23 protein-coding genes are annotated in these 18,853 nt (G+C 67.8%); 13 read left to right on the forward strand and 10 right to left on the reverse strand.

What is annotated here, in order from left to right; genetic code table 11:
* Positions 1 to 20: 20 nt before the first annotated feature.
* Entirely contained in the window at positions 21 to 581 is a 561-nt protein-coding gene (locus BLQ85_RS17365) for a hypothetical protein (protein ID WP_139201043.1), read from the reverse strand.
* Between the two features lie 124 nt (positions 582 to 705).
* Between BLQ85_RS17365 and BLQ85_RS17370 the strand changes: the two genes are divergently transcribed.
* The 6 genes from BLQ85_RS17370 to ptsP are packed head-to-tail and all read left to right on the forward strand — an operon-like array spanning position 706 to position 6,291.
* The gene (locus BLQ85_RS17370) at positions 706 to 1,248 is read left to right on the forward strand and encodes a hypothetical protein (protein WP_083336897.1); all 543 of its coding nucleotides are present in this window, start codon (positions 706 to 708) and stop codon (positions 1,246 to 1,248) included.
* A complete protein-coding gene (locus BLQ85_RS17375; protein WP_254806468.1) occupies positions 1,245 to 2,543 on the forward strand; it encodes an MFS transporter in 1,299 nt (432 codons plus the stop codon). The genes BLQ85_RS17370 and BLQ85_RS17375 overlap by 4 nt, the downstream gene beginning before the upstream one ends.
* Positions 2,540 to 2,983 carry a PTS sugar transporter subunit IIA gene (locus BLQ85_RS17380; protein ID WP_007869023.1) on the forward strand — a complete coding sequence of 148 codons (444 nt, stop codon included), beginning with the start codon at positions 2,540 to 2,542 and terminating at the stop codon, positions 2,981 to 2,983. Before BLQ85_RS17375 ends, BLQ85_RS17380 begins: the two co-directional genes overlap by 4 nt.
* Entirely contained in the window at positions 2,952 to 3,221 is a 270-nt protein-coding gene (locus tag BLQ85_RS17385) for an HPr family phosphocarrier protein (protein ID WP_007869021.1), read from the forward strand. Before BLQ85_RS17380 ends, BLQ85_RS17385 begins: the two co-directional genes overlap by 32 nt.
* Positions 3,218 to 4,525: a hypothetical protein gene (locus BLQ85_RS17390; RefSeq protein ID WP_139201044.1), complete on the forward strand. Its 1,308-nt coding sequence runs from the start codon at positions 3,218 to 3,220 to the stop codon at positions 4,523 to 4,525. The genes BLQ85_RS17385 and BLQ85_RS17390 overlap by 4 nt, the downstream gene beginning before the upstream one ends.
* Complete coding sequence (ptsP, locus tag BLQ85_RS17395) at positions 4,522 to 6,291, forward strand: phosphoenolpyruvate--protein phosphotransferase (RefSeq protein ID WP_074578684.1); 1,770 nt, start codon at positions 4,522 to 4,524, stop codon at positions 6,289 to 6,291. Before BLQ85_RS17390 ends, ptsP begins: the two co-directional genes overlap by 4 nt.
* A gap of 4 nt (positions 6,292 to 6,295) precedes the next feature.
* Here the strand turns inward: ptsP and BLQ85_RS17400 are convergent, their stop codons facing one another.
* Positions 6,296 to 7,348: an amidohydrolase family protein gene (locus BLQ85_RS17400; RefSeq protein WP_074578686.1), complete on the reverse strand. Its 1,053-nt coding sequence runs from the start codon at positions 7,346 to 7,348 to the stop codon at positions 6,296 to 6,298.
* Positions 7,349 to 7,508: 160 nt separating this feature from the next.
* On the opposite strand from BLQ85_RS17400, the gene BLQ85_RS24360 reads away from it, so the two are divergent.
* The 5 genes from BLQ85_RS24360 to BLQ85_RS17425 are packed head-to-tail and all read left to right on the forward strand — an operon-like array spanning position 7,509 to position 10,786.
* Positions 7,509 to 7,967: a Spy/CpxP family protein refolding chaperone gene (locus BLQ85_RS24360; RefSeq protein ID WP_074578688.1), complete on the forward strand. Its 459-nt coding sequence runs from the start codon at positions 7,509 to 7,511 to the stop codon at positions 7,965 to 7,967.
* On the forward strand, positions 7,960 to 8,412 hold the full coding sequence (locus tag BLQ85_RS17410) for a DUF4260 domain-containing protein (RefSeq protein WP_083336899.1): 453 nt from the start codon (positions 7,960 to 7,962) through the stop codon (positions 8,410 to 8,412). Before BLQ85_RS24360 ends, BLQ85_RS17410 begins: the two co-directional genes overlap by 8 nt.
* Positions 8,409 to 8,777, forward strand: coding sequence for a hypothetical protein (locus BLQ85_RS17415; protein WP_074578690.1), 369 nt, complete (start codon positions 8,409 to 8,411; stop codon positions 8,775 to 8,777). The genes BLQ85_RS17410 and BLQ85_RS17415 overlap by 4 nt, the downstream gene beginning before the upstream one ends.
* A gap of 33 nt (positions 8,778 to 8,810) precedes the next feature.
* The gene (locus BLQ85_RS17420; protein WP_074578693.1) at positions 8,811 to 9,494 is read left to right on the forward strand and encodes a response regulator transcription factor; all 684 of its coding nucleotides are present in this window, start codon (positions 8,811 to 8,813) and stop codon (positions 9,492 to 9,494) included.
* On the forward strand, positions 9,491 to 10,786 hold the full coding sequence (locus BLQ85_RS17425) for a sensor histidine kinase (protein WP_074578695.1): 1,296 nt from the start codon (positions 9,491 to 9,493) through the stop codon (positions 10,784 to 10,786). Before BLQ85_RS17420 ends, BLQ85_RS17425 begins: the two co-directional genes overlap by 4 nt.
* On the opposite strand, the gene BLQ85_RS17430 is transcribed toward BLQ85_RS17425, so the two are convergent.
* Positions 10,783 to 11,688, reverse strand: coding sequence for a LysR family transcriptional regulator (locus BLQ85_RS17430; protein WP_074578901.1), 906 nt, complete (start codon positions 11,686 to 11,688; stop codon positions 10,783 to 10,785). The two genes, BLQ85_RS17425 and BLQ85_RS17430, sit on opposite strands and share 4 nt — an antisense overlap.
* A gap of 148 nt (positions 11,689 to 11,836) precedes the next feature.
* Here BLQ85_RS17430 and BLQ85_RS17435 point away from each other — a divergent pair, with 148 nt between their 5' ends.
* A complete protein-coding gene (locus BLQ85_RS17435) occupies positions 11,837 to 13,312 on the forward strand; it encodes an MFS transporter (RefSeq protein WP_074578697.1) in 1,476 nt (491 codons plus the stop codon).
* On the opposite strand, the gene BLQ85_RS17440 is transcribed toward BLQ85_RS17435, so the two are convergent.
* Positions 13,275 to 14,114, reverse strand: coding sequence for a DMT family transporter (locus BLQ85_RS17440; protein WP_074578903.1), 840 nt, complete (start codon positions 14,112 to 14,114; stop codon positions 13,275 to 13,277). The genes BLQ85_RS17435 and BLQ85_RS17440 overlap by 38 nt on opposite strands.
* A 250-nt stretch (positions 14,115 to 14,364) precedes the next feature.
* Here BLQ85_RS17440 and BLQ85_RS17445 point away from each other — a divergent pair, with 250 nt between their 5' ends.
* On the forward strand, positions 14,365 to 14,553 hold the full coding sequence (locus BLQ85_RS17445) for a hypothetical protein (protein ID WP_074578698.1): 189 nt from the start codon (positions 14,365 to 14,367) through the stop codon (positions 14,551 to 14,553).
* Here BLQ85_RS17445 and BLQ85_RS17450 read toward each other — a convergent pair.
* From BLQ85_RS17450 to BLQ85_RS17475, 6 genes are all read right to left on the reverse strand, one after another.
* A complete protein-coding gene (locus BLQ85_RS17450; protein WP_074578700.1) occupies positions 14,547 to 15,242 on the reverse strand; it encodes a helix-turn-helix domain-containing protein in 696 nt (231 codons plus the stop codon). The two genes, BLQ85_RS17445 and BLQ85_RS17450, sit on opposite strands and share 7 nt — an antisense overlap.
* Positions 15,243 to 15,252: 10 nt before the next feature.
* Positions 15,253 to 16,290 carry a lipoyl synthase gene (gene lipA, locus BLQ85_RS17455; RefSeq protein WP_074578702.1) on the reverse strand — a complete coding sequence of 346 codons (1,038 nt, stop codon included), beginning with the start codon at positions 16,288 to 16,290 and terminating at the stop codon, positions 15,253 to 15,255.
* 37 nt (positions 16,291 to 16,327) lie between these two features.
* Positions 16,328 to 17,014 (reverse strand): lipoyl(octanoyl) transferase LipB, encoded by a 687-nt coding sequence (gene lipB / locus BLQ85_RS17460; RefSeq protein ID WP_074578705.1) that lies wholly within the window; start codon positions 17,012 to 17,014, stop codon positions 16,328 to 16,330.
* Between the two features lie 19 nt (positions 17,015 to 17,033).
* A complete protein-coding gene (locus tag BLQ85_RS17465; RefSeq protein WP_074578707.1) occupies positions 17,034 to 17,351 on the reverse strand; it encodes an HP0495 family protein in 318 nt (105 codons plus the stop codon).
* Between the two features lie 14 nt (positions 17,352 to 17,365).
* A complete protein-coding gene (locus tag BLQ85_RS17470) occupies positions 17,366 to 18,268 on the reverse strand; it encodes a D-amino acid aminotransferase (protein ID WP_074578709.1) in 903 nt (300 codons plus the stop codon).
* A 72-nt stretch (positions 18,269 to 18,340) separates the two neighbouring features.
* A complete protein-coding gene (locus BLQ85_RS17475; protein WP_254806469.1) occupies positions 18,341 to 18,808 on the reverse strand; it encodes a DUF2062 domain-containing protein in 468 nt (155 codons plus the stop codon).
* Between the last annotated feature and the right edge of the window lie 45 nt (positions 18,809 to 18,853).

The following is an 18,853-nucleotide window of genomic DNA, read 5'->3' on the forward strand; positions in this document are numbered from 1 at the left end:
CACCCCGGACAGGGCTTTGACTACTCCGTAAATTCAGTAAACATCGGCTCAGGGCAACGCCCGTTTGCACCATTGCGTGCGTAGTAGTTCCAGCGCCAGGCCATTTCGGTGTTGTCCCGGCAGGCCGCGCCTTTGTACAGCTTGCCATAAGTGGCCCTCGCACCTGAGGACGACCGGTAACTGTCCAGCGTTTCAGTGACCAGCACACCGTCTTTGGGGTAGACCTTCAGCACGCCAAACGACGCATTGCTCGGGATGTCGTATTCAACATACAGTTCGGTCCGCTCAGGGTCGGGGTAGGCCTTCTCTACCAGGATAAAAACCGCCTGCTGTTGCGCCACCAGTTCTTGCTGCGTCAGGTGGTTAAAGGTTTGGGACTGGACTTTTTTGCCGAATTTCAGCGCCGGGCCCAGCACCAGCAAAGGTTTGCGCTCGCCCGCGGCGGCGGGGTTGAAGCGATGCAGAAGCGGCTTTTTAAACCGGTTCACGACAGCCGAGAAGATTTCGTCGTCGCTAAAGTTCTGGTTCTGCAGCTCCAAGGCCCGAACAGGGCTTGCGGCACATAGCAGCATGGCCGCCATGAATATGTGTGGTTTGAAAGAGGTCATCACCAAAGCTTACCAAGCAAGGCGCCCGGGGTTGGAGCGATGCTCGGTCTGCGAAGCGCGCCAAGGCAGATCCATGAATCGCTGTAAAGTCCAAGGCATGCTTACGATTTTCGGGGGCGCCGCGCGCTCCTTGCCGCGGCCGTCCGCCGCTTTTTTCCTGACAGCGATAGCCGTGCTCGCCGCCTGCAGCCCCAGCCTGAACTGGCGCGAAGTGCGGCCCGAGGGCACGCGCCTGGCGCTGCTGCTGCCCTGCAAACCCGACAAGGCGCAAAAAACCGTGCCCCTGGGCGGGCCGGCGACGCCGCTGTCCATGCTGGGCTGTGATGCCGGCGGCGCGACCTTTGCCGTGGCGGTGGCGCAGCTCGGTGATGCGGCCCAGGCCGCGCCCGTGCTCGCGCAGTGGCAAAGCCTGGCGCTGGCGAACATGAAAGCCGGGCCCGCGCAGGTGGCGCCGCTCAAGGTTTCCGGCGCGGCCGCCGTGCTGGTCAAGGCCCAGGGCAGTCGCCCCGACGGCGCGGTGGTCGAGGGGCAGGCCGCTTATTTCGCCCAGGGAGCGCAAGTCTTCCAGGTGGTGCTGTATGCGGACCGCATTGCGCCCGAAGTCGCCGAGACCTTTTTCTCCAGCCTGAAATTCGAATGACAAGCGCCGAAACCTCCATGTCCGCCGCGCACAATGCATCGGCCGCGCCGTCCGAACCCGGCCGGCTGGATGCCTGGACGGGCACCATCGTGTTCCTGGCCTTTGCTGCCGCCTACTTTTGCTCGGCGCTGGTGCGGGCCATCACGGCCACCCTGTCTCCCGTGCTGACGCAGGAGTTTTCGCTGCATGCGCGCGACCTGGGGCTGCTGGCGGGCGGTTATTTCCTGGGTTTTGCGGCCACGCAGCTGCCGCTGGGCACCTGGCTGGACCGCCATGGGCCCAAGCGCGTGATCCTGAGTTTTTTAAGCATTGCGGTGCTGGGCTGCCTGGCGTTTTCGCTGGCCACGAGTTTTGCCTGGCTGCTGGCGGCGCGTGTGCTGGTGGGCATGGGCGTGAGCGCCTGCCTGATGGCGCCGCTCACGGGCTACCGCCGCTGGTTCGAGCCGGCCACGGTCTTGCGCGCCAATTCCTGGATGCTGATGACGGGCTCGCTGGGCATGCTGGCCTCCACCCTGCCGGTGCAGTGGCTGATGCCGGTCACGGGCTGGCGGCCGCTGTTCTGGATCCTCGCGGCCATGATTGTGCTGTCCATGGCCGCCATCGCCTGGGTGGCGCCCGTGTGGAAAACCGGCCATGCCGCGGGGCCGGCCGGGGAGGCTGAAGAGTCCGGTTACGCGCCCATCTGGCGCAGCCGCTATTTCCGCAAGATGACGCCCATGGCCTTTTTTAACTACGGCGGGCTGGTCGCGGTGCAGACCTTGTGGGCCGGGCCCTGGATGGTCAAGGTGGCGGGCTACACGCCGCTTGAGGCCGCCACCGGCCTCTTTTATATCAATGCCACCATGCTGCTGACCTTCTGGAGTTGGGGCATGGTCAATCCCTGGCTGTCGCGCCAGGGCTGGTCGGCCGACCGGCTGATCACCTGGGGCGTGCCGCTCAGCATCGCGGTGCTGGCCTTTAACATCGCGGCCGGCGCGTCCACCGGCTGGCTGGGCTGGGCGCTGTTCTGCATGGGCTGCAGCGTCATGGGCTTGGCGCAGCCGGCGGTGGGCATGGCCTTCAAGCCTTCGCTGGCGGGGCGGGCGCTGTCGGCCTACAACCTCATGATTTTTGCCGGCGTGTTTGTCGTGCAGTGGGGCATAGGCCTGCTGATCGACGTGTTCGCCGCCCTGGGCCTGGGCACGCTGGCGAGCTTCCAGGCGGCCATGGGGGTGTTATTGTGTTGTTGTATCGCCTCATATGGGTATTTCCTCAGTGTGCGCGCCGATAATTCAGTGGAACCCGAAAACCCATGAACGGCATCTTCATCATCGCCCACGCCCCGCTGGCCTCCGCCTTGCGCCAGTGCGTGCTGCATGTCTTCCCCGACAACGCGCCCGGCGTCGCCGCGCTGGACGTGCAGCCGAACATGCCGCCCGAGGAAACCCTGGCCCAGGCCCGCATCATGCTGGCCCAGCTGGGCACCTCGCATGCGCTGGTGCTGGCCGACGTCTTTGGGGCCACGCCCTGCAACGTGGCGCAAAAGCTCGTCGACGGCGTTCATTCCAAACTTATCACCGGCATCAACCTGCCCATGCTGCTGCGCACCGTGTCCTACCGGCACGAGTCGCTGGACGCCCTGGTGGCGCGCGCCCTCGTCGGGGCCACGCAGGGCGTGATGCAGGTCGCCATTACCGCACCGCAAAACCAGGTGCGCCGAAACCATGATCAAGACCAGCACGAACATCAGCAATAAGCTGGGCCTGCACGCCCGCGCCTCCGCCAAACTCACCAAACTCGCCGGCAGCTTCGGTTGCGAAGTCTGGATGAGCAAGGGCGAGCGCCGCGTCAATGCCAAAAGCATCATGGGCGTCATGATGCTGGCCGCCGGCCTGGGCAGCACCGTCGAGGTCGAGACCAACGGCAACGACGAGCAGGCCGCGATGGAGGCCATCCTGGCGCTGATCGCGGACAAGTTCGGTGAAGGTGAATGAACGCACCGGCCAGGCCCATCACCCAAGCGCTGCCACTGCGGCGCATGACAGCCTGCGACCAGCCCGGATCTCTACCGCATAACTGGCGCCGCGCCGCGTTGCCGGCCGGCGCGCTGATGTTTTTACTCCCGGTTGTTTCAGCCTGGCCGGTGCCGGCTCAAGCTTTGAGCGCACGGCCGTTTGGCGAGGCGGTTCGGCAGCAGTTGGCATCGGGAAGTGGTTTTTTTCGCGGCGAGGCGGGGGAGCTGTTGCTGGCGCCGGATGGCCATTTCCGCCACGCTGCGGCATTGGCTCCTGACGGAGCCGGGCCATGGCTGGGTACCTGGAGCTTCAATGCCGACTCCGATGATCTCTGCCTGATGCCCTTGCCGGTGCAGGTGGCATTGCTGGCTGGCGGCAGGCCTGGCAAGCGCCCGCAGACTGTGCATTACAGTGCCGCGCTCGCTCGCGCCGGGCTGGTGGCTGATGGGGCGACTTTCGACGGGCCCGCGCAACTTAAGGCGCTTGCCGCGACGCCGGCCGTCGACATCCCCGCCAACGGCCGCGAAGCCAGCGCGATAACGCTGGACCGCGCGGCACGATTCATCCACGTGGCGGTTCCCGTGCGGCGTGAGAACCGCGAGGTCATTTACGCCACCTATCGCTTTCCGGTCACCAGGGATGCGGCGGTCTATCGCATTGTCTTGTCGGGCGTTTCAGCGCACGGTGCCCCCCCGCATCCGCTCGCGGGTTGTCGGCCGCTGGCGGCGTTTGGCTTGTTCGACGTGCGCGGGCTTGAGGCCACGGAGCGCACGGCGCTGCAGGCGCAAATTCAGCAGACGCTGGCTGCGCTACCCGCCGAGCCGGACTATGTGCAAGGCCTGCCGCGTGCGCAACAGCAGCAATCCTGGCGCCGCATCCAACCGCAAGACACCGGCCGCTTCTCCGTGCCGCAGACTGCCGTGCGGCTTACCGTGGGGCGCCGCCAGCCGGACCTTTACCAGGCTGCGACGGACGCCCTGATGGAAGGGGGCCCCGCCTTCAGCCAGGATCGCACGGCCGCGCAGCTGTCCAGGCCCGATGAGCGTGTGCTGGGTACTGCAGCCGGACTGCAATCGCCTGCTGACTTTGACGTGGACATGCGCCTGCTGGGTGAAGGCCGGCTGGACATAGCCGTGCTGTCGCGGCGCACTCCGATGGAAATCAATGAAGAGCGCGCACGCTCTCGCGAGTTGTTCGATCGTGTCCTGAACGCATTCCCGATGCTGGCACCGGGCGGTCCGCGCAGCAAGTCGCCTTCCTCTACGCAGGATAAAAAATCATGACTTTTTCCGTCCACGGTCTCGCCGTTTCTCGCGGCATCGCGATAGGCCGCGCCGTGCTGGTCGCCTCCAGCCGCGCCGACGTGGCGCACTATTTCATCGAGGACGAGAAGACGGCCGACGAGATCACGCGGGTGCGGATTTCGCGCAACGCGGTGATGGAGGAAATCACGCGCCTGCAGCAAGACCTGCCCAAGGACGCGCCGCACGAGCTGGCCGCCTTGCTGGACGTGCACCTGATGCTACTGCAGGACGAGCAACTGATCAGCGGCGTCAAGCACTGGATCGTGGACCGTCACTACAACGCCGAGTGGGCGCTGACCACGCAGTACGAAATCATCGCGCGCCAGTTCGACGACATGGAGGACGAGTACCTGCGCGAGCGCAAGGCCGACCTCGAGCAGGTGGTCGAGCGCATCCTGCGCCACATGAAGGGCGTGGCCTCGCCGGTGCAGCCGGCCGCCCAGGCGGGCGCGGGGCGCAAGCTCTCGCAGCAGGACCTGCTGCTGGACGACACCACCGACGTGCCGCTGGTGCTGGTGGCGCACGACCTGTCGCCGGCCGACATGCTGCAGTTCAAGCAAAGCCTGTTCGCGGGTTTTGCCACCGACGTGGGCGGCAAGACCTCGCACACGGCCATCGTGGCGCGCAGCATGGACATCCCGGCGGTGGTGGGCGCGCGCAGCGCCAGCCAGCTGATCAAGCAGGACGACTGGGTCATCATCGACGGCGATGCCGGCGTGCTGATCGTCGACCCCTCGCCCATCATTCTGGCCGAGTACGGCTTCAAGCAGCGCCAGGGCGAGCTTGAGCGCCAGCGCCTGAACCGGCTCAAGAACACACCCTCGCTGACGATGGACGGGCAGCGCGTGGAGCTGCTGGCGAATATTGAAATGCCCGAGGACACCCTGGGCGCGGTGACGGCCGGCGCGGTCGGCGTCGGGCTGTTCCGCAGCGAATTCCTGTTCATGGGGCGCAGCGGCAAGCTGCCCGACGAGGAAGAGCAGTACCAGGCCTACCGCAAGGCGATTGAAGGCATGCACGGCCTGCCGGTGACCATCCGCACGGTGGACATAGGCTCGGACAAGCCGCTGGACCGCCATGCCAAGGCGCAGGACACCCATCTGAACCCGGCGCTGGGCCTGCGCGCCATACGCTGGAGCCTGGCGGACCCGCCCATGTTCCTCACGCAGCTGCGCGCCATCCTGCGCGCGGCCGCGCACGGCCAGGTCAACCTGCTGGTGCCCATGCTGGCGCACGCCACGGAAATCCGCCAGACCATGTCGCTGATCGACCATGCGCGCGCCACGCTGGACAACAACGGCACGCCCTACGGCCCGGTGCGCCTGGGCGCGATGATTGAAATCCCGGCGGCCGCGCTCACGCTCAAGCTTTTCCTGAAGTACTTCGACTTTTTGTCGATAGGCACCAACGACCTGATCCAGTACACGCTGGCCATAGACCGCGCCGACGAGGCGGTCTCGCACCTGTACGACCCCTGCCACCCGGCGGTGCTGCGGCTGATCGCCGACACCATCGCCGAGTGCGACGCCCAGGGCAAGGGCGTGAGCGTCTGCGGCGAGATGGCCGGCGACGTGGGCATGACGCGGCTGCTGCTGGGCCTGGGCCTGCGCAGCTTTTCCATGCACCCCTCGCAAATCCTGGCGGTCAAGCAGCAGATCCTGCGTGCCGACGCCTCCAAGCTGCAGCCCTGGGCCGAACAGGTGCTGGCCAGCGAGGACCCGGCCGCGCTGCTGCAGTCCGCCTGAGCGTTCAGGCGCCCCAGTTCTTCCCGGTCACCAGCCGCCAGGCATTGCCGTAGGCGATTTTGTGGCGCGCGGCTTCGCTGAGCGGCGCCAGGATCAGGTTGCGCTGCCGGCCCATGGCGGTCCGGTACATGGACTCGACCGGCGGCCGGTAGTCGCTGGCCGCCAGAAAGCGCTCGGGGAATTTCTCCAGCAAGGCCTGCCATTCACTGCCCAGCCGCCCGCCCTGGAACAGGGTGGAATCGCGCGCGCCCGAGGGGCGGTAGATGTTCTCGGGGCGCGGCACCGCCAGGTCGAAATGCAGGCCGGGAAAGCGTGTGATCAGCGAGGCCACGTAAGCGGGGTTGTAGTTTTTGGTGCGCTCCGGGTAGCGGACCATGCCCAGGTGGCACCAGATGACCTGCGCCTTGGGGTAGCGCGCCAGCATGGCTTCCAGCACCGGGAGCAGGCTGTCCTCGATCTCGTAGTGGATCTGGAAGGCCGTGCCGGTGTCCTCGCTGAGCTGGAACAGCGCCTGGCCCGCGGGCCCGTCCAGCGGCACGGTGATGTCGCGGGCGAAGTTGCGGGCTTCCACCTGTTCGGGAGAGGGGTAGTGGCGAAACTCGTACTCGCCCATGGTGTAGTAGCGGCCGGTCTTCAGGTCGCCGGCCACCTTGCTCACAAAGGCGTCGGGGTTGTTCCACCAGCGCGGGAACTCGCCGCTGCTGGTCGTGGGGATGAAATAGCCGGGGTACTGGCGGTGCAGCTCCAGCGAGGGCTCGGAGTCCGGCGAAAATGCCGGCGCAAAAGCGATCTGCGCAATGTCGATCTCGTCCATCCAGGCCATGAGCTGGGGGATGTTGGTGGTGCCGGCCACATAGGTCGCTTCCATGTCGATGAGGGGCAAGCGGCCCTTGTCGAGCATGCCCTGCAGCCGTTGCCGCCAGGCTTCGATGGAGGCGGCGCGCGCGGCCGGGTCGGCGCTGCCTGCGGGCAGGGGCTGTGAAAAGGCCGGCAGGCTCAAGGTGGCCAGCGCGGCAGCCGGTGCGGCGGCGCGCTGCAGAAATTGTCGGCGGTCCATGTGTTTTATCCCTCCTCGGGCCTCCGGCCCTTTTTTCGCTGACCATCTTAGGGGAAGACCCCCGCCGAAACAAAGCGAAACATGCCGCAACCGGCGCGAAAACACCGCCGCGCCCGGCGTGGGCACCATGAAGAACCTCCAACCTCTCGCAAGGCTCTTCATGAAACACCGCATCAAAAAAACCCTGCTCGGCCTGTTTGGCGGGGCGCTCATCATCGGCAGCCTGGGCGCCTGCTCGCACGGCGGCCACGGCTGGCACGGTGACCCGGGCTCACCCGAAGCGCGCGCCCGCATCGTCGAAAAAATCGGCTCGCGCCTGGACCTGGATGCCGCGCAGAAACAAAAACTCGCCGTACTGGCCGACAAGCTGCAGGCCCAGCGCACCGCCTTGCGCGGCGCCACCGAGCCGCGCGAAGCCTTTCGCGGCCTGTTTGCTGGCAACAAGCTGGACCAGGCCGGCGCGAAAAAGCTGATCGACGAAAAAACCGCGGCCCTGCAGTCCGGCAGCCCCGAGGTGATCGCCGCGGCGGCCGATTTCTTCGACAACCTGCGGCCCGAGCAGCAGCAGAAAGTGCGCGACTTCATGGAGCGCGGCCGCCGCTGGGGCTACCGTGGCTGAGGCGCTGGTCTTTTTGCCCGGCCGCATGGCGCGCAGCGCGCGCCGTGTGGTGGCGGCGGAGCCCGGCAGCGCCAATGGCGGCGTGCGCCTGCTGCTGCGCGCTGAAGGCCTGATGGTGCTGGCCGCCTCGGTGGCGGCTTATGCCCAGTTCGGCGCGGGCTGGGGCTGGTTCGCGGCGCTGTTCCTGCTGCCCGACCTGTCCTTCGCGGCTTACCTGGCCGGGCCGCGCTGGGGTGCGCTGGCTTACAACGCGGCGCATTCCTATCTAGGGGCCGTCGGCCTGCTGGCCGTAGGCGTGCTCGGTGCTTCGCCCCTGCTGCTGGCCGCGGCGCTGGTCTGGTGCGCGCACATCGGCTTTGACCGCCTGCTCGGCTACGGCCTCAAGTACGGCGCGGGCTTTGGCCATACCCACCTCGGGCGGCTGGGCCCGCAGGACCCCTGGTGAAGACCGCGCAATCGCACCGCCTGCTGCGCGGCTTTTTGCTGCTGGAGGCCGGCCTGCTGGGCGCGGCCTCCGCGGTGCATTCCGGCCTGCTGCTGCGAGGCCATGCCCACGGCCAGGCCCGCATCGCCGAGGCGGTGATTGCCGCCGTGCTGCTGGCGGCCTGGGCCCTGAGCCTGGTCTGGCCCGCGCGCACGCGCAAGCTGGCGCTGCTGGGCCAGGGCTTCGCCTTGCTGGGCACGCTGGTGGGCCTGTTCACCATCGCCGTGGGTATAGGGCCGCAGTCGGCGCCCGACCTGGTGTTTCACTTCGCGCTGGTCGCCTTGCTGCTGGCGGGGCTGTACTTCGCGCGCCGCGCGCACGCCTGAGGGTGGGCCGCGATTTCTCCCTATGATGGTTGCATGCCCCGCATACTCCTGATCGACGACGACGAGCACCTGGCCGCGCCGCTGGCTGCCTACTTCGCGCGTTTTGACTTTGTGCTGGACAGCGCCCTGCGCCCCGGCGAGGGCCTGGCCAAACTGCGCGCCGGCACTTATGACGCGGCCATCCTGGACGTCATGCTGCCCGAGATGGACGGCTTCGCGCTGTGCCGCGAAATCCGCAAGGAAAGCGACATCCCGGTCATCATGCTGACCGCGCGCGGCGACGTGATGGACCGTGTGGTCGGCCTGGAGCTGGGCGCCGACGACTACCTGCCCAAGCCTTTTGAGCCGCGCGAGCTGGTGGCGCGCGTGCAGACCATTTTGCGGCGGCAGCGCGCCGTGGCGCCGGCCGGCCCGCGCCGTGTGTTCGAGGGCCTGGCGATCAACCTGGAAACCCGCGAGGTGCTGCGCCTGGGCGAGAAGGTCGAGCTGACCGGCACCGAGTTCGAGCTGCTGGCGCTGCTGGCGGCCGACCCGGGCAAGGTGTTCAACCGCGACGACATCCTGAACCGCCTGCGCGGCCACGAGGCCGAGCTGTACACACGCGCCGTCGACATCGTGGTGAGCCGGCTGCGCAAAAAACTCGAGCCGCTGGACTGCATCAAGACGCTGCGCAACGCCGGTTACACGCTGGCGGTGGGCAAGCCGGGCGCGCCATGAGGCGAAACCGGAACCGCTGCCGCCCTTCGCGGCCCGAGCGCTGGCGCCGCCGCTGGGGACATTCGCTGCGGCTGCGCCTGATCACGGTCTTCCTGCTGCTGGCGCTGGCCATGGGCGCGGTTTTCATGAGCGGCATGCAGCGCGCGTTTTCCAGCGGCTGGCGCGACGCGGCCAAGCCCCTGGTCAGCGACTACATGGACAGGCTGGTGGCCGACCTGGGCTCGCCGCCCGACCTGGGCCGCGCGCAGGCGCTGGCGGCGCGGCTGCCGATCTCGATACGCATAGAGGGGCCGCAGGTCAACTGGCAGTCGCACCCGGACCGGCAGTTCTTCGGCGGCCGCGCCAGCGAGTGGCTCAGCCGCACCACGGCCGACGGCCACAAGGTGGTGTTCGGCCCCGGCACCATTCCTTCGCACGGCATGTTCGGCTGGATCACGCTGTCGCTGCTGCTGTGCCTGCTGGTCGGCGCCTATGCCTATGTGCGGCGCCTGCTGCGACCGCTGGACGACATACGCGCCGGGGCCGAGCGCTTTGGCCGCGGTGTGTTCGACACGCCTATCCCGCTGCGCCGGCGCGACGAGCTCGGCGACCTGGCCGCGCGCATCAACACCATGGCGCACGACATCAAGGCCATGCTGGATGCCAAGCGCGGGCTGCTGCTGGCGCTGAGCCACGAGCTGCGCTCGCCGCTGACGCGCGCGCGCCTCAACGCCGAGCTGCTGCCGGTGCAGGGCGAAGGCAGCGCGCCGCGCGAGCGCGATGCGCTGCTGCGCGACCTCGGCGAGATGCGCGACCTGATCAGCGACCTGCTGGAAAGCGAACGCCTGGCCAGCCCGCACGCGGCCCTGCAGCGCGAGACCGTGGACCTGGCCGCGCTGGCGCGCGAGGTGGTGGCCGACATGCCGCAGGCGGCGGCCGTGGCGCTGGACCTGGCGCCGGATTTGCCGGCGCTGGCACTGGACCGCATGCGCGTGCGCCTGCTGCTGCGCAACCTGCTGGACAACGCGCTGCGCTACAGCGCCGGCGCGGCGCAGCCGCCGAGCCTGTCGCTGCAGGCCGGGGAGGGCGGCGGCGTGATGCTGGAGGTGCGCGACTTCGGCCCCGGCGTGGACCCGGCGCAGCTGGCGCATTTGACCGAGCCATTTTTCCGCACCGACGGCGCGCGCCAGCGCGCCACCGGCGGCGTCGGCCTGGGCATGTATTTGTGCCGGCTGGTGGCGCAGGCGCATGGCACGGCGCTGGAAGTGCGCAACGCGGCGCCGGGGCTGGCGGTGCAGGTGCTGTGGCGCTAGAGCACTGCCGGTTGCCCGGCACAGACCTCGCGCACGCAGGCGCGCAGCCAGCGGTGCGCCGGGTCGGCATCCAGCCGCGGATGCCACAGCAATGACACGGTGAACCCGGGCGTGGCGACCGGCAGGGCAAAACTCAGCATGCCGGCGCGCAGCTTGCCGGTATGGCGTTCGGGCAGGCTGGCCACCAGGTCGGAATCACCGGCCAGTGCCAGCGCCGCTGAAAAGCTGCCGACGATGGCGGCGACCTCTCTTTGCAGGCCCAGCGGCGCCAGGGCCTCGTCCACCGGCTCGGCGCCCAGGCCGCGCCGCGAAACGGCGATGTGCCGGGCGGCCGCGTAACGCGCGGGTGTGATCTCGCCTTCGGCCAGCGGGTGGCCACTGCGCACCACGCCTATGAAGCGGTCGCGGAACAAGGCCTGCACGCGCAGCTCGGGCGCGGTGGCCTTGCCGATCACGCCGGTTTCCAGGTCGACGTCGCCATCGCGCAGCGCTGTGCTGTCCTTGTCGAGTTTCTGCACAAAACACAGGCGCACGCCGGGCGCTTCCCGGCTTAGGCGGGCGAGCAGCGCGGGCCCGAAGTTCTCCACAAAACCCTCACGGGTGCGCAGGGTGAAGGTGCGCGCCAGTTGCTGCAGGTCGAGCTTTTCGGCGGGGCGCAGCACGGCCTGCGCGTCTTGCACCAGTTGGCCGACCTGCTCGCGCAACTCCATCGCCCGGGGTGTGGGCACCAGGCCGCGCCCGGCCCTGACCAGCAGCGGGTCGCCCGTGGTCTCGCGCAGGCGGGCCAGCGCCCGGCTCATGGCCGAGGGGCTGAGCCGCAAACGCCTGGCCGCACCGGCCACGCTGCCTTCGGCGAGCAGCACGTCGAGGACCACCAGCAGGTTGAAATCGGGCATGGACATGCCCGCACCATAGCGCATCTGGGCTTGGCATGGCGTCAAACGCACGAATAAAGTGCAAATGCTGCGCCTTCCGCTATGTCCGGCAAAAACCTAGGCTTGAGGCAGCCCTGTTGCGGGCTTTGTCTAACTCAATAAGAGAGCGGAATCCATGTCCAAGCCAATCCCTACACAACCCGGTGCCGGCACGGCATCGCCGCCCATGCCGCCCGCGGCTCGCTGGGCGCTGGCCAGCCTGTCGCTGTCCATGCTGCTGTCCGCGCTGGGCACCAGCATCGCCAATGTGGGCCTGCCCACGCTGGCGCAGGCCTTCAGCGCCTCCTTTCAAGAGGTGCAATGGATAGTCCTGGCCTACCTGCTGGCCATCACCACCCTGATCGTGGGCGCCGGGCGGCTGGGCGACATGCTCGGGCGGCGGCGCCTGCTGCTGGCCGGCATCAGCCTGTTCACGGCGGCTTCGCTGCTGTGCGCCGCCGCGCCCACGCTGGGGCTGCTGGTTGCGGCCCGCGCGCTGCAAGGCCTGGGCGCCGCCGTGATGATGGCGCTGACCATGGCTTTTGTCGGCGAGACGGTGCCCAAGGCCAGGACCGGCAGCGCCATGGGCCTGCTGGGAACCATGTCGGCGGTGGGCACGGCCCTGGGCCCCTCGCTGGGCGGTGTGCTGATCGCCGGCCTGGGCTGGCGGGCGCTGTTTTTTGTCAATTTGCCGCTGGGCCTGCTGGCCTTGTTTTTGGCTTGGCGCCACTTGCCGCCGGACCGCGCGGCCGGTGCCGAAAAAACCGGCAAGGCCGGTTTTGATGCGCTGGGCACGCTGCTGCTGGCCCTGGCGCTCGCCGCCTATGCGCTGGCCGTGACCCTGGGCCGCGGCAGTTTCGGCCCGCTCAATATCGCGCTGCTGCTGGCGGCGGCGCTGGGCGCGGGCCTGTTTGTGTTCACCCAGTCGCGGGTCGCTTCGCCGCTGCTCCGCTTGGCGATGTTTCGCGACCGCGTGTTGAGCGCCAGCCTGGTGATGAATGTGCTGGTCGCTACGGTGATGATGGCGACGCTGGTGGTCGGGCCTTTCTATTTGTCCCGCGCGCTGGGGCTGGGCACGGCCATGGTGGGGCTGGTGCTGTCGGTGGGGCCGGTGATTTCCGCGCTGAGCGGCGTGCTGGCAGGCCGGCTGGTCGACCGCCTGGGCGCGCCGGCCATGGTTGCCGCAGGGCTGGCCGCCATGGTGGCGGGCTCGGCAGCGCTGTCGGTGCTGCCGGGCCTGTTCGGCCTGGCGGGTTATATCGCCGCCATCGCCGTGCTGACGCCGGGCTACCAGCTGTTCCAGGCGGCCAACAACACGGCGGTCATGGTGGATGTGCCGCCGGACCGGCGCGGCGTGGTTTCCGGCCTGCTTAATTTGTCGCGCAACCTGGGGCTGATCACCGGGGCTTCCGTCATGGGCGCGGTGTTCGCTTTTGCCTCGGCGGCCAGCGACATCACGGCGGCCAGCCCTGAAGCGGTGGCCGGCGGCATGCGCATCAGCTTCGCGGTCGCGGCCGTGCTGGCTACCACCGCGCTGGCCCTGGCGCTGGCCAGCCGCGCGCTTACGGCGCGGCCTAGCGTGCCCGCGTGCCCAGCACCGCCGCGCCTATGATCATCGCCGCCGCCAGGCCTATGCTCCAGCTCAGCGCGCGGCCGCTGACCCCCATCAGCAGCGCGGTGGAGCCCAGCGGTGTGAGGTAGCTCAGGATGCCTATCTGCCGCGCGTCGCCGAGCTTGAGGGCCTTGTCCCAGAGGAAAAAGGCCGCGCCCAGCGGGCCCAGGCCCATCACGGCCAGCAGCAGCCAGTCTTGCGCCGACAGGGCCGCCGCCGGCTCCAGCACCCAGTGGCACAGCAGCGAGAGCAGGCCCGAGACCAAGCCGAACAGGCCTATGGCCGCGGTGGGGAAAGCCGCAACGCGCTGGGTCAGCAGCGAGTAGCTGGCCCAGATCAAGGCCGAGCCCAGCGCCGGCAGGTAGCCCCAGGACCAGCCGCCCGTGGCGGACCCGCCGGCCGCGCCCAGGATGGCAATGGCCGCGCCGGCAAAACCCAGCAGGGCCGCGGCCACATGCACGCCGCGCAGCCGCACGCCGCGAAGAAACATCGGCGCCAGCACCACCATGAACAGCGGCCACAGGTAGTTGACCAGGTTGGCCTCGACGGCGGGCGCGTGGCGCAGCGCGATAAAGAGCAGGAAATGAAAACCGAAAAGGCCGTAGATGCCCAGTGCCAGCGTGGCGGCGGGAATCTTCCATAAGGCGCAGTCGCGCAGCACAAAAGGCAGGGCCAGCAGGCTACCGACCAGCAGCGCCACACCGGTCAGCAGAAAAGGCGGAACATGTTTGAGCGAGACCCCGAGCGAAGCAAGCAGGGCCCAGAGGGCGATGGCGCCGAGTGCATAAAGATTGGCAGGCATGCCGCGAGCATAAAAGCCGCCGCGCCGGCCATCGTCGCGCAACGATGCTGTTCCAGCGTGCAACGACGCTCAAGGGCCTGCGCCAGGGCCATGTGCGCCTGCCGTCCTACAGGAATGCCTACATCCGGTAACCAGTTTCACCTGGCGGGCGTGTGCCGGACACCTCCTGGGCGCGGCTGGCGCGTTCAATGAGGGTGCAGATGTTCTGTTCTGACAACAAACCGGGGCCCGCAGCCTCAAGGAGACCCTCATGAAAAAGCTTTCCATCCTCCTGCTCTCGCTCGTGGGCTTTCTGGCCTTGTCGGGCTGCGTGGCCTATCCGGTGCCTTACGACAACGGGCCGCATTACCGCGGCGGCCCCGGCCCGCGTTATGACCGTGACGGCGATGGTGTCAGCGACCGTTATGACCGCCGGCCCAACAATCCCTACCGCTATTGAGATTGGCGCTTAAGCGCGGCCGTCAGCGCCGAGGGCGAGTGGTAGCCGCAGTGCAGCGCGGTGTCGGCCACGCTCATGCCGCGGCCGCGCAGCTGCAAGGCCAGTTCCAGGCGTTGCCGGCGCAGCCAGTGCATCACGCTGAGGCCGGTTTCGCGCCGGCAGCGCGTGGCGAACTGCGTGGGGCTTAAAAACACCTGCGCGGCGAGCTGCGCCACGCTGAGCGGTTCGTGCAGGCGCTGCTGCGTCCAGGCGGCCAGCTGTTCCCAGTCTATGGGGCGGCGGTAGCGTGTGGTGCGCGGCGAATACTGCGCCAGCGGCTGCCAGGATTCCAGCAGCAGGGCCGGGCCATAGTGCTGGGCCAGGCTGCCGCGTTGCTGCAGCGCGTGGGCCAGGTAGTTGCCAAGGGCCAGGGCCTGTGCGGCATTGGCCGGGTCGGCGGCGCAGCGCGCCCAGCCTGCGTGTGGGGTGTCCAGCACGATGCAGCGGCTGCCTTCGCGCGATTCAAAGTCGTGGTGCTCGCCGGGCGCGATCACACAGCCCTGGCCGGCCGCAACGCGGCGCCCGCGTCCCCGTACCTCGAGTTCGAGCACGCCGTCCAGGCCCAGCAGGACCTGGAAGTGCGGGTGCGCATGGCTGCCGTGGGAAGCGCCGTAGCGGCGCAGCGACAGGGAGCCTTGCGGCGCGTTCATGTTGCGTGGATCAAAGGGCCGCAGCCGCCGCGTCGGCCTTGTCGGCCACGCCGGCGGCGTGGGCCTGCTGGTCGGCGTGGTAGCTGCTGCGCACCATGGCGCCCACGGCGGCGTGGGTAAAGCCCATCTTGTAGGCTTCTTCCTCGAACATCTTGAAGGTGTCGGGGTGCACGTAGCGGCGCACCGGCAGGTGGCTGGTCGAAGGCGCGAGGTACTGGCCTATCGTCAGCATGTCGATGTTGTGGGCGCGCATGTCGCGCATGACCTGCAGGATTTCCTCGTCGGTCTCGCCCAGGCCCACCATGATGCCGCTCTTGGTCGGCACATCGGGGTGCAGGGCCTTGAACTTCTTGAGCAGGTTCAGGCTGAAGGCGTAGTCGCTGCCGGGGCGCGCTTCTTTGTAGAGGCGCGGCGCGGTTTCGAGGTTGTGGTTCATCACGTCGGGCGGCGCGGCTTTGAGGATCTCGAGCGCGCGGTCGTCGCGGCCGCGGAAGTCGGGCACCAGGATTTCAATCGTGGTGGCAGGCGAGAGCTCGCGGATTTTCTGGATGCATTCGACAAAATGGCCGCTGCCGCCGTCGCGCAGGTCGTCGCGGTCCACGCTGGTGATCACCACGTATTTGAGCTTCAGCGCCGCGATGGTTTTCGCCAGGTTCAGCGGCTCGTTGACATCCAGCGGGTCCGGCCGGCCATGGCCCACGTCGCAGAAGGGGCAGCGGCGCGTGCACTTGTCGCCCATGATCATGAAGGTGGCCGTGCCCTTGCCGAAGCATTCGCCGATGTTGGGGCAGCTGGCCTCTTCGCACACCGTGTTGAGCTTGTTCTCGCGCAGGATCTGCTTGATCTCGTAAAAGCGCGTGGTCGGGCTGCCGGCTTTGACGCGAATCCAGTCGGGCTTCTTGAGCATTTCGCCCTGCACCACTTTGACGGGGATACGCGATAGCTTGGCCGCGGCCTTTTGTTTGGCCAGCGGGTTGTAGCCTTCCAGGGCCTGGACTTCGCGGACCACGGGGTTGGCCGTGGTTTGGAGGGGGTCGGGTGTGCTCATGAATGTGTTTCGTGTTGGCGGCAGGGGGCTTTGGGCCTCAGGGCGCCAGGTAGGTGGCGAGCTTGCGGCCCAGCACATCCGCGGCTTCCTGCCAGCTTGCCGATACCCCGATTGTAGAAAGGTCTGTGGTTTGCAGTCCTACGTAGCCGCAAGGGTTGATGCGCGAGAAGGGTTCCAGGTCCATGGCCACATTGAGCGCCACGCCGTGGTAGGTGCAGTGCCGGCTGACCTTGATGCCCAGCGCGGCGATCTTGCCCAGGCCGCGAAACGGGTCGGCGGGGTGCAGCGGGCCGGTCAGCGCGGCGTGCGAGCTAGGGTCGTCCAGGCGAACATAAATGCCGGGCGAGCCGGCCACGCGGTGGCCGGTGACGCCGAAGTGCGCCAGGGTCTTGATGACGGACTCTTCGATACGGTAGACGTATTCCTTGACGTAGTAGCCGGCGCGCTTCAAGTCAATGAGCGGATAGGCCACAACTTGGCCGGGGCCGTGGTAGGTCACCTGGCCGCCGCGGTTGGTCTGCACCACCGGGATGGCGCCGGGATTGAGCAGATGGTCGGGCTTGCCCGCCAGGCCCTGGGTATAGACCGGCGGGTGCTCGCAAATCCACAGCTGGTCGGGCTCGCCCTCATCGGCGCCCGGGTGGCGGGCGGCCGTGAAGGCCTGCATGGCTTCGTAGGTGGGTAGGTAGTCGACCCGGCCCAGGTGGCGTGGTTCTGCCTGCATTTTGCGGCGCTATCGTGGCCTAGAGGACCACCTTGACCATGGGGTGCGTGGACAGCGTGCGGTAGAGCTCATCGAGCTGTTCGCGGCTGGTGGCGGTGACGGTGACGGTGACGCCCAGGTATTTGCCGCCCTTGCTTTCACGCAGCTCTATGGTGGAGGCGTCGAAGTTCGGGTCGAACTGGTGCGCCACCGAGGTGATGGCGGCGACCAGCCCTTCGACCTTGTGGCCCATGACCTTGATGGGGAACTGCGAGGGGTATTCGATCAGCGACTCCTGGCGCGAAGGCTCGGAGCCGGGGACTCCGATGATTTTCGGGGTGTCGGGCGATGTGGTCATGGCAAGGGGTCCTTTCAGGCCTGTTTGGCGCGCTGGTATTGGGCGTACAGCTTGGCATAAATGGGGCCGGGCTTGCCCTTTTCCAGCCCGTGGCCCACGGGCTGGCCGTCCAGCAGGGTGACCGGCAGCACTTCCTTGGTGGCCGATGACAGCAAAACTTCATCGGCCGCCAGCACTTCGGCGCGCGTGATGCGGCGCAGCTCGAAGGGGATGCCGGCGGCGCGGCAGATTTCCTCGATGAGGCCGAAGCGTATGCCTTCGAGCACCAGGTTGTCCTTGGGCGGGCCCAGCACCTTGCCGTCCTTGACGATCCAGACGTTGCTCGAAGCGGCTTCGCTGAGGTGCTCGCCGCGAAACATCACGGTCTCCACCGCGCCGGCATCGACGCTGATCTGGCGCGCGAACACCGCGCCCAGCAGGCTGGTGCTTTTGATGTGGGCTTTTTCCCAGCGGAAGTCGTCGGCCGTGACGCAGGCCACGCCGGCCTCGCGCTGCTGCGCGCCGGGCAGCTTCATCGTGTTGGCCACCGCGAACACGGTGGGGGTGAGGCCGGGCAGCATGGGGTGGTCGCGCATGGCGACGCCGCGGCTGAGCTGGATGTAGACCAGCTGGTTGCCGCTTTCGGCCGGCGCGGCGGTGGATTGCGCGTGGGCCGCGATCAGCTTCAGGGCCACGGCCTGCCATTCGGCGCGCGTCATCGGGTTCGGGATGCGCAGCTCGGCCAGGCTGCGCTCCAGGCGCGCCATGTGCTGCTCAAAACGGAACAGCCGGCCGCCATAGGCCGGCACCACTTCGTACACGCCGTCGCCGAAGATGAAGCCGCGGTCCATCACGCTGATCTTCGCGTCCTTGAGGGGGGTGTATTCGCCGTTCAGGTAGCAGGGCGTGTCGGGAAGGCTGGGGGAAAGCGTGGTCATGGTGGCTTGAAACAAAGAAAAGAAGGAAGAAAAAGAAGGAGCGTAAATACCCGATTGTCCAGGGTCCGGCGTTCAACGGCGGCGGCGCTTGAACCAGATGCGCAAACGCCAGGCCAGCTTGACCAGCAGGTAGCCGGAGGCGGAGCCCAGCACCGCGAACAAGCCCATGCCCAGTATGGCAGGCCCGCCAAACGAAGCCAGCCAGCTGATCACACCCGCGCCTTCGGACATGGGCACCGGCGGCGGCGCGTCCAGCAGCAGGCTGCCGGCCTGGTAGGCCAGCCAGAGCCAGAAGCCCACGGTGAAGGGGTTGGTGATGAAGGTGATGCCGACGGCGACGGGAATATTGGCGCGCCACCAGACGCTGTGGGCGGCGGCCGCGACGATTTGTGCGAAGGGCAGGGCAAAGGCCCAGAAGATGCCTATGGCCGCGCCGCGCGCCACGGCTTCGTGCTGCAGCCGCCACAGCTGCGGGTCCAGCAGGCGGTGCGCCACGGGCTTGAGCCAGGGATGGGCGGCCAGCACCTCGCGGGTCGGCACCGACGCCTTCAGGCGCTCCAGCCAGCCGGTTTTTTTTCGGGGTTG

The sequence above is a fragment of the Polaromonas sp. JS666 genome, assembly GCF_900103405.1.
Classification (GTDB): Bacteria; Pseudomonadota; Gammaproteobacteria; order Burkholderiales; family Burkholderiaceae_C; genus Polaromonas.

Coding starts and splice junctions, on each gene's coding strand:
- BLQ85_RS17445 (WP_074578698.1), top strand. CDS start 14,365: ATGAAAAAGCTTTCCATCCTCCTGCTCTCGCTCGTGGGCTTTCTGGCC.
- BLQ85_RS17375 (WP_254806468.1), top strand. CDS start 1,245: ATGACAAGCGCCGAAACCTCCATGTCCGCCGCGCACAATGCATCGGCC.
- BLQ85_RS17420 (WP_074578693.1), top strand. CDS start 8,811: ATGCCCCGCATACTCCTGATCGACGACGACGAGCACCTGGCCGCGCCG.
- BLQ85_RS17425 (WP_074578695.1), top strand. CDS start 9,491: ATGAGGCGAAACCGGAACCGCTGCCGCCCTTCGCGGCCCGAGCGCTGG.
- BLQ85_RS17400 (WP_074578686.1), bottom strand. CDS start 7,348: ATGGACCGCCGACAATTTCTGCAGCGCGCCGCCGCACCGGCTGCCGCG.
- BLQ85_RS17430 (WP_074578901.1), bottom strand. CDS start 11,688: ATGTCCATGCCCGATTTCAACCTGCTGGTGGTCCTCGACGTGCTGCTC.
- BLQ85_RS24360 (WP_074578688.1), top strand. CDS start 7,509: ATGAAACACCGCATCAAAAAAACCCTGCTCGGCCTGTTTGGCGGGGCG.
- BLQ85_RS17450 (WP_074578700.1), bottom strand. CDS start 15,242: ATGAACGCGCCGCAAGGCTCCCTGTCGCTGCGCCGCTACGGCGCTTCC.
- BLQ85_RS17390 (WP_139201044.1), top strand. CDS start 3,218: ATGAACGCACCGGCCAGGCCCATCACCCAAGCGCTGCCACTGCGGCGC.
- BLQ85_RS17470 (WP_074578709.1), bottom strand. CDS start 18,268: ATGACCACGCTTTCCCCCAGCCTTCCCGACACGCCCTGCTACCTGAAC.
- BLQ85_RS17465 (WP_074578707.1), bottom strand. CDS start 17,351: ATGACCACATCGCCCGACACCCCGAAAATCATCGGAGTCCCCGGCTCC.
- BLQ85_RS17380 (WP_007869023.1), top strand. CDS start 2,540: ATGAACGGCATCTTCATCATCGCCCACGCCCCGCTGGCCTCCGCCTTG.
- BLQ85_RS17385 (WP_007869021.1), top strand. CDS start 2,952: ATGATCAAGACCAGCACGAACATCAGCAATAAGCTGGGCCTGCACGCC.
- BLQ85_RS17435 (WP_074578697.1), top strand. CDS start 11,837: ATGTCCAAGCCAATCCCTACACAACCCGGTGCCGGCACGGCATCGCCG.
- lipA (WP_074578702.1), bottom strand. CDS start 16,290: ATGAGCACACCCGACCCCCTCCAAACCACGGCCAACCCCGTGGTCCGC.
- lipB (WP_074578705.1), bottom strand. CDS start 17,014: ATGCAGGCAGAACCACGCCACCTGGGCCGGGTCGACTACCTACCCACC.
- BLQ85_RS17440 (WP_074578903.1), bottom strand. CDS start 14,114: ATGCCTGCCAATCTTTATGCACTCGGCGCCATCGCCCTCTGGGCCCTG.
- BLQ85_RS17365 (WP_139201043.1), bottom strand. CDS start 581: ATGGCGGCCATGCTGCTATGTGCCGCAAGCCCTGTTCGGGCCTTGGAG.
- BLQ85_RS17370 (WP_083336897.1), top strand. CDS start 706: ATGCTTACGATTTTCGGGGGCGCCGCGCGCTCCTTGCCGCGGCCGTCC.
- ptsP (WP_074578684.1), top strand. CDS start 4,522: ATGACTTTTTCCGTCCACGGTCTCGCCGTTTCTCGCGGCATCGCGATA.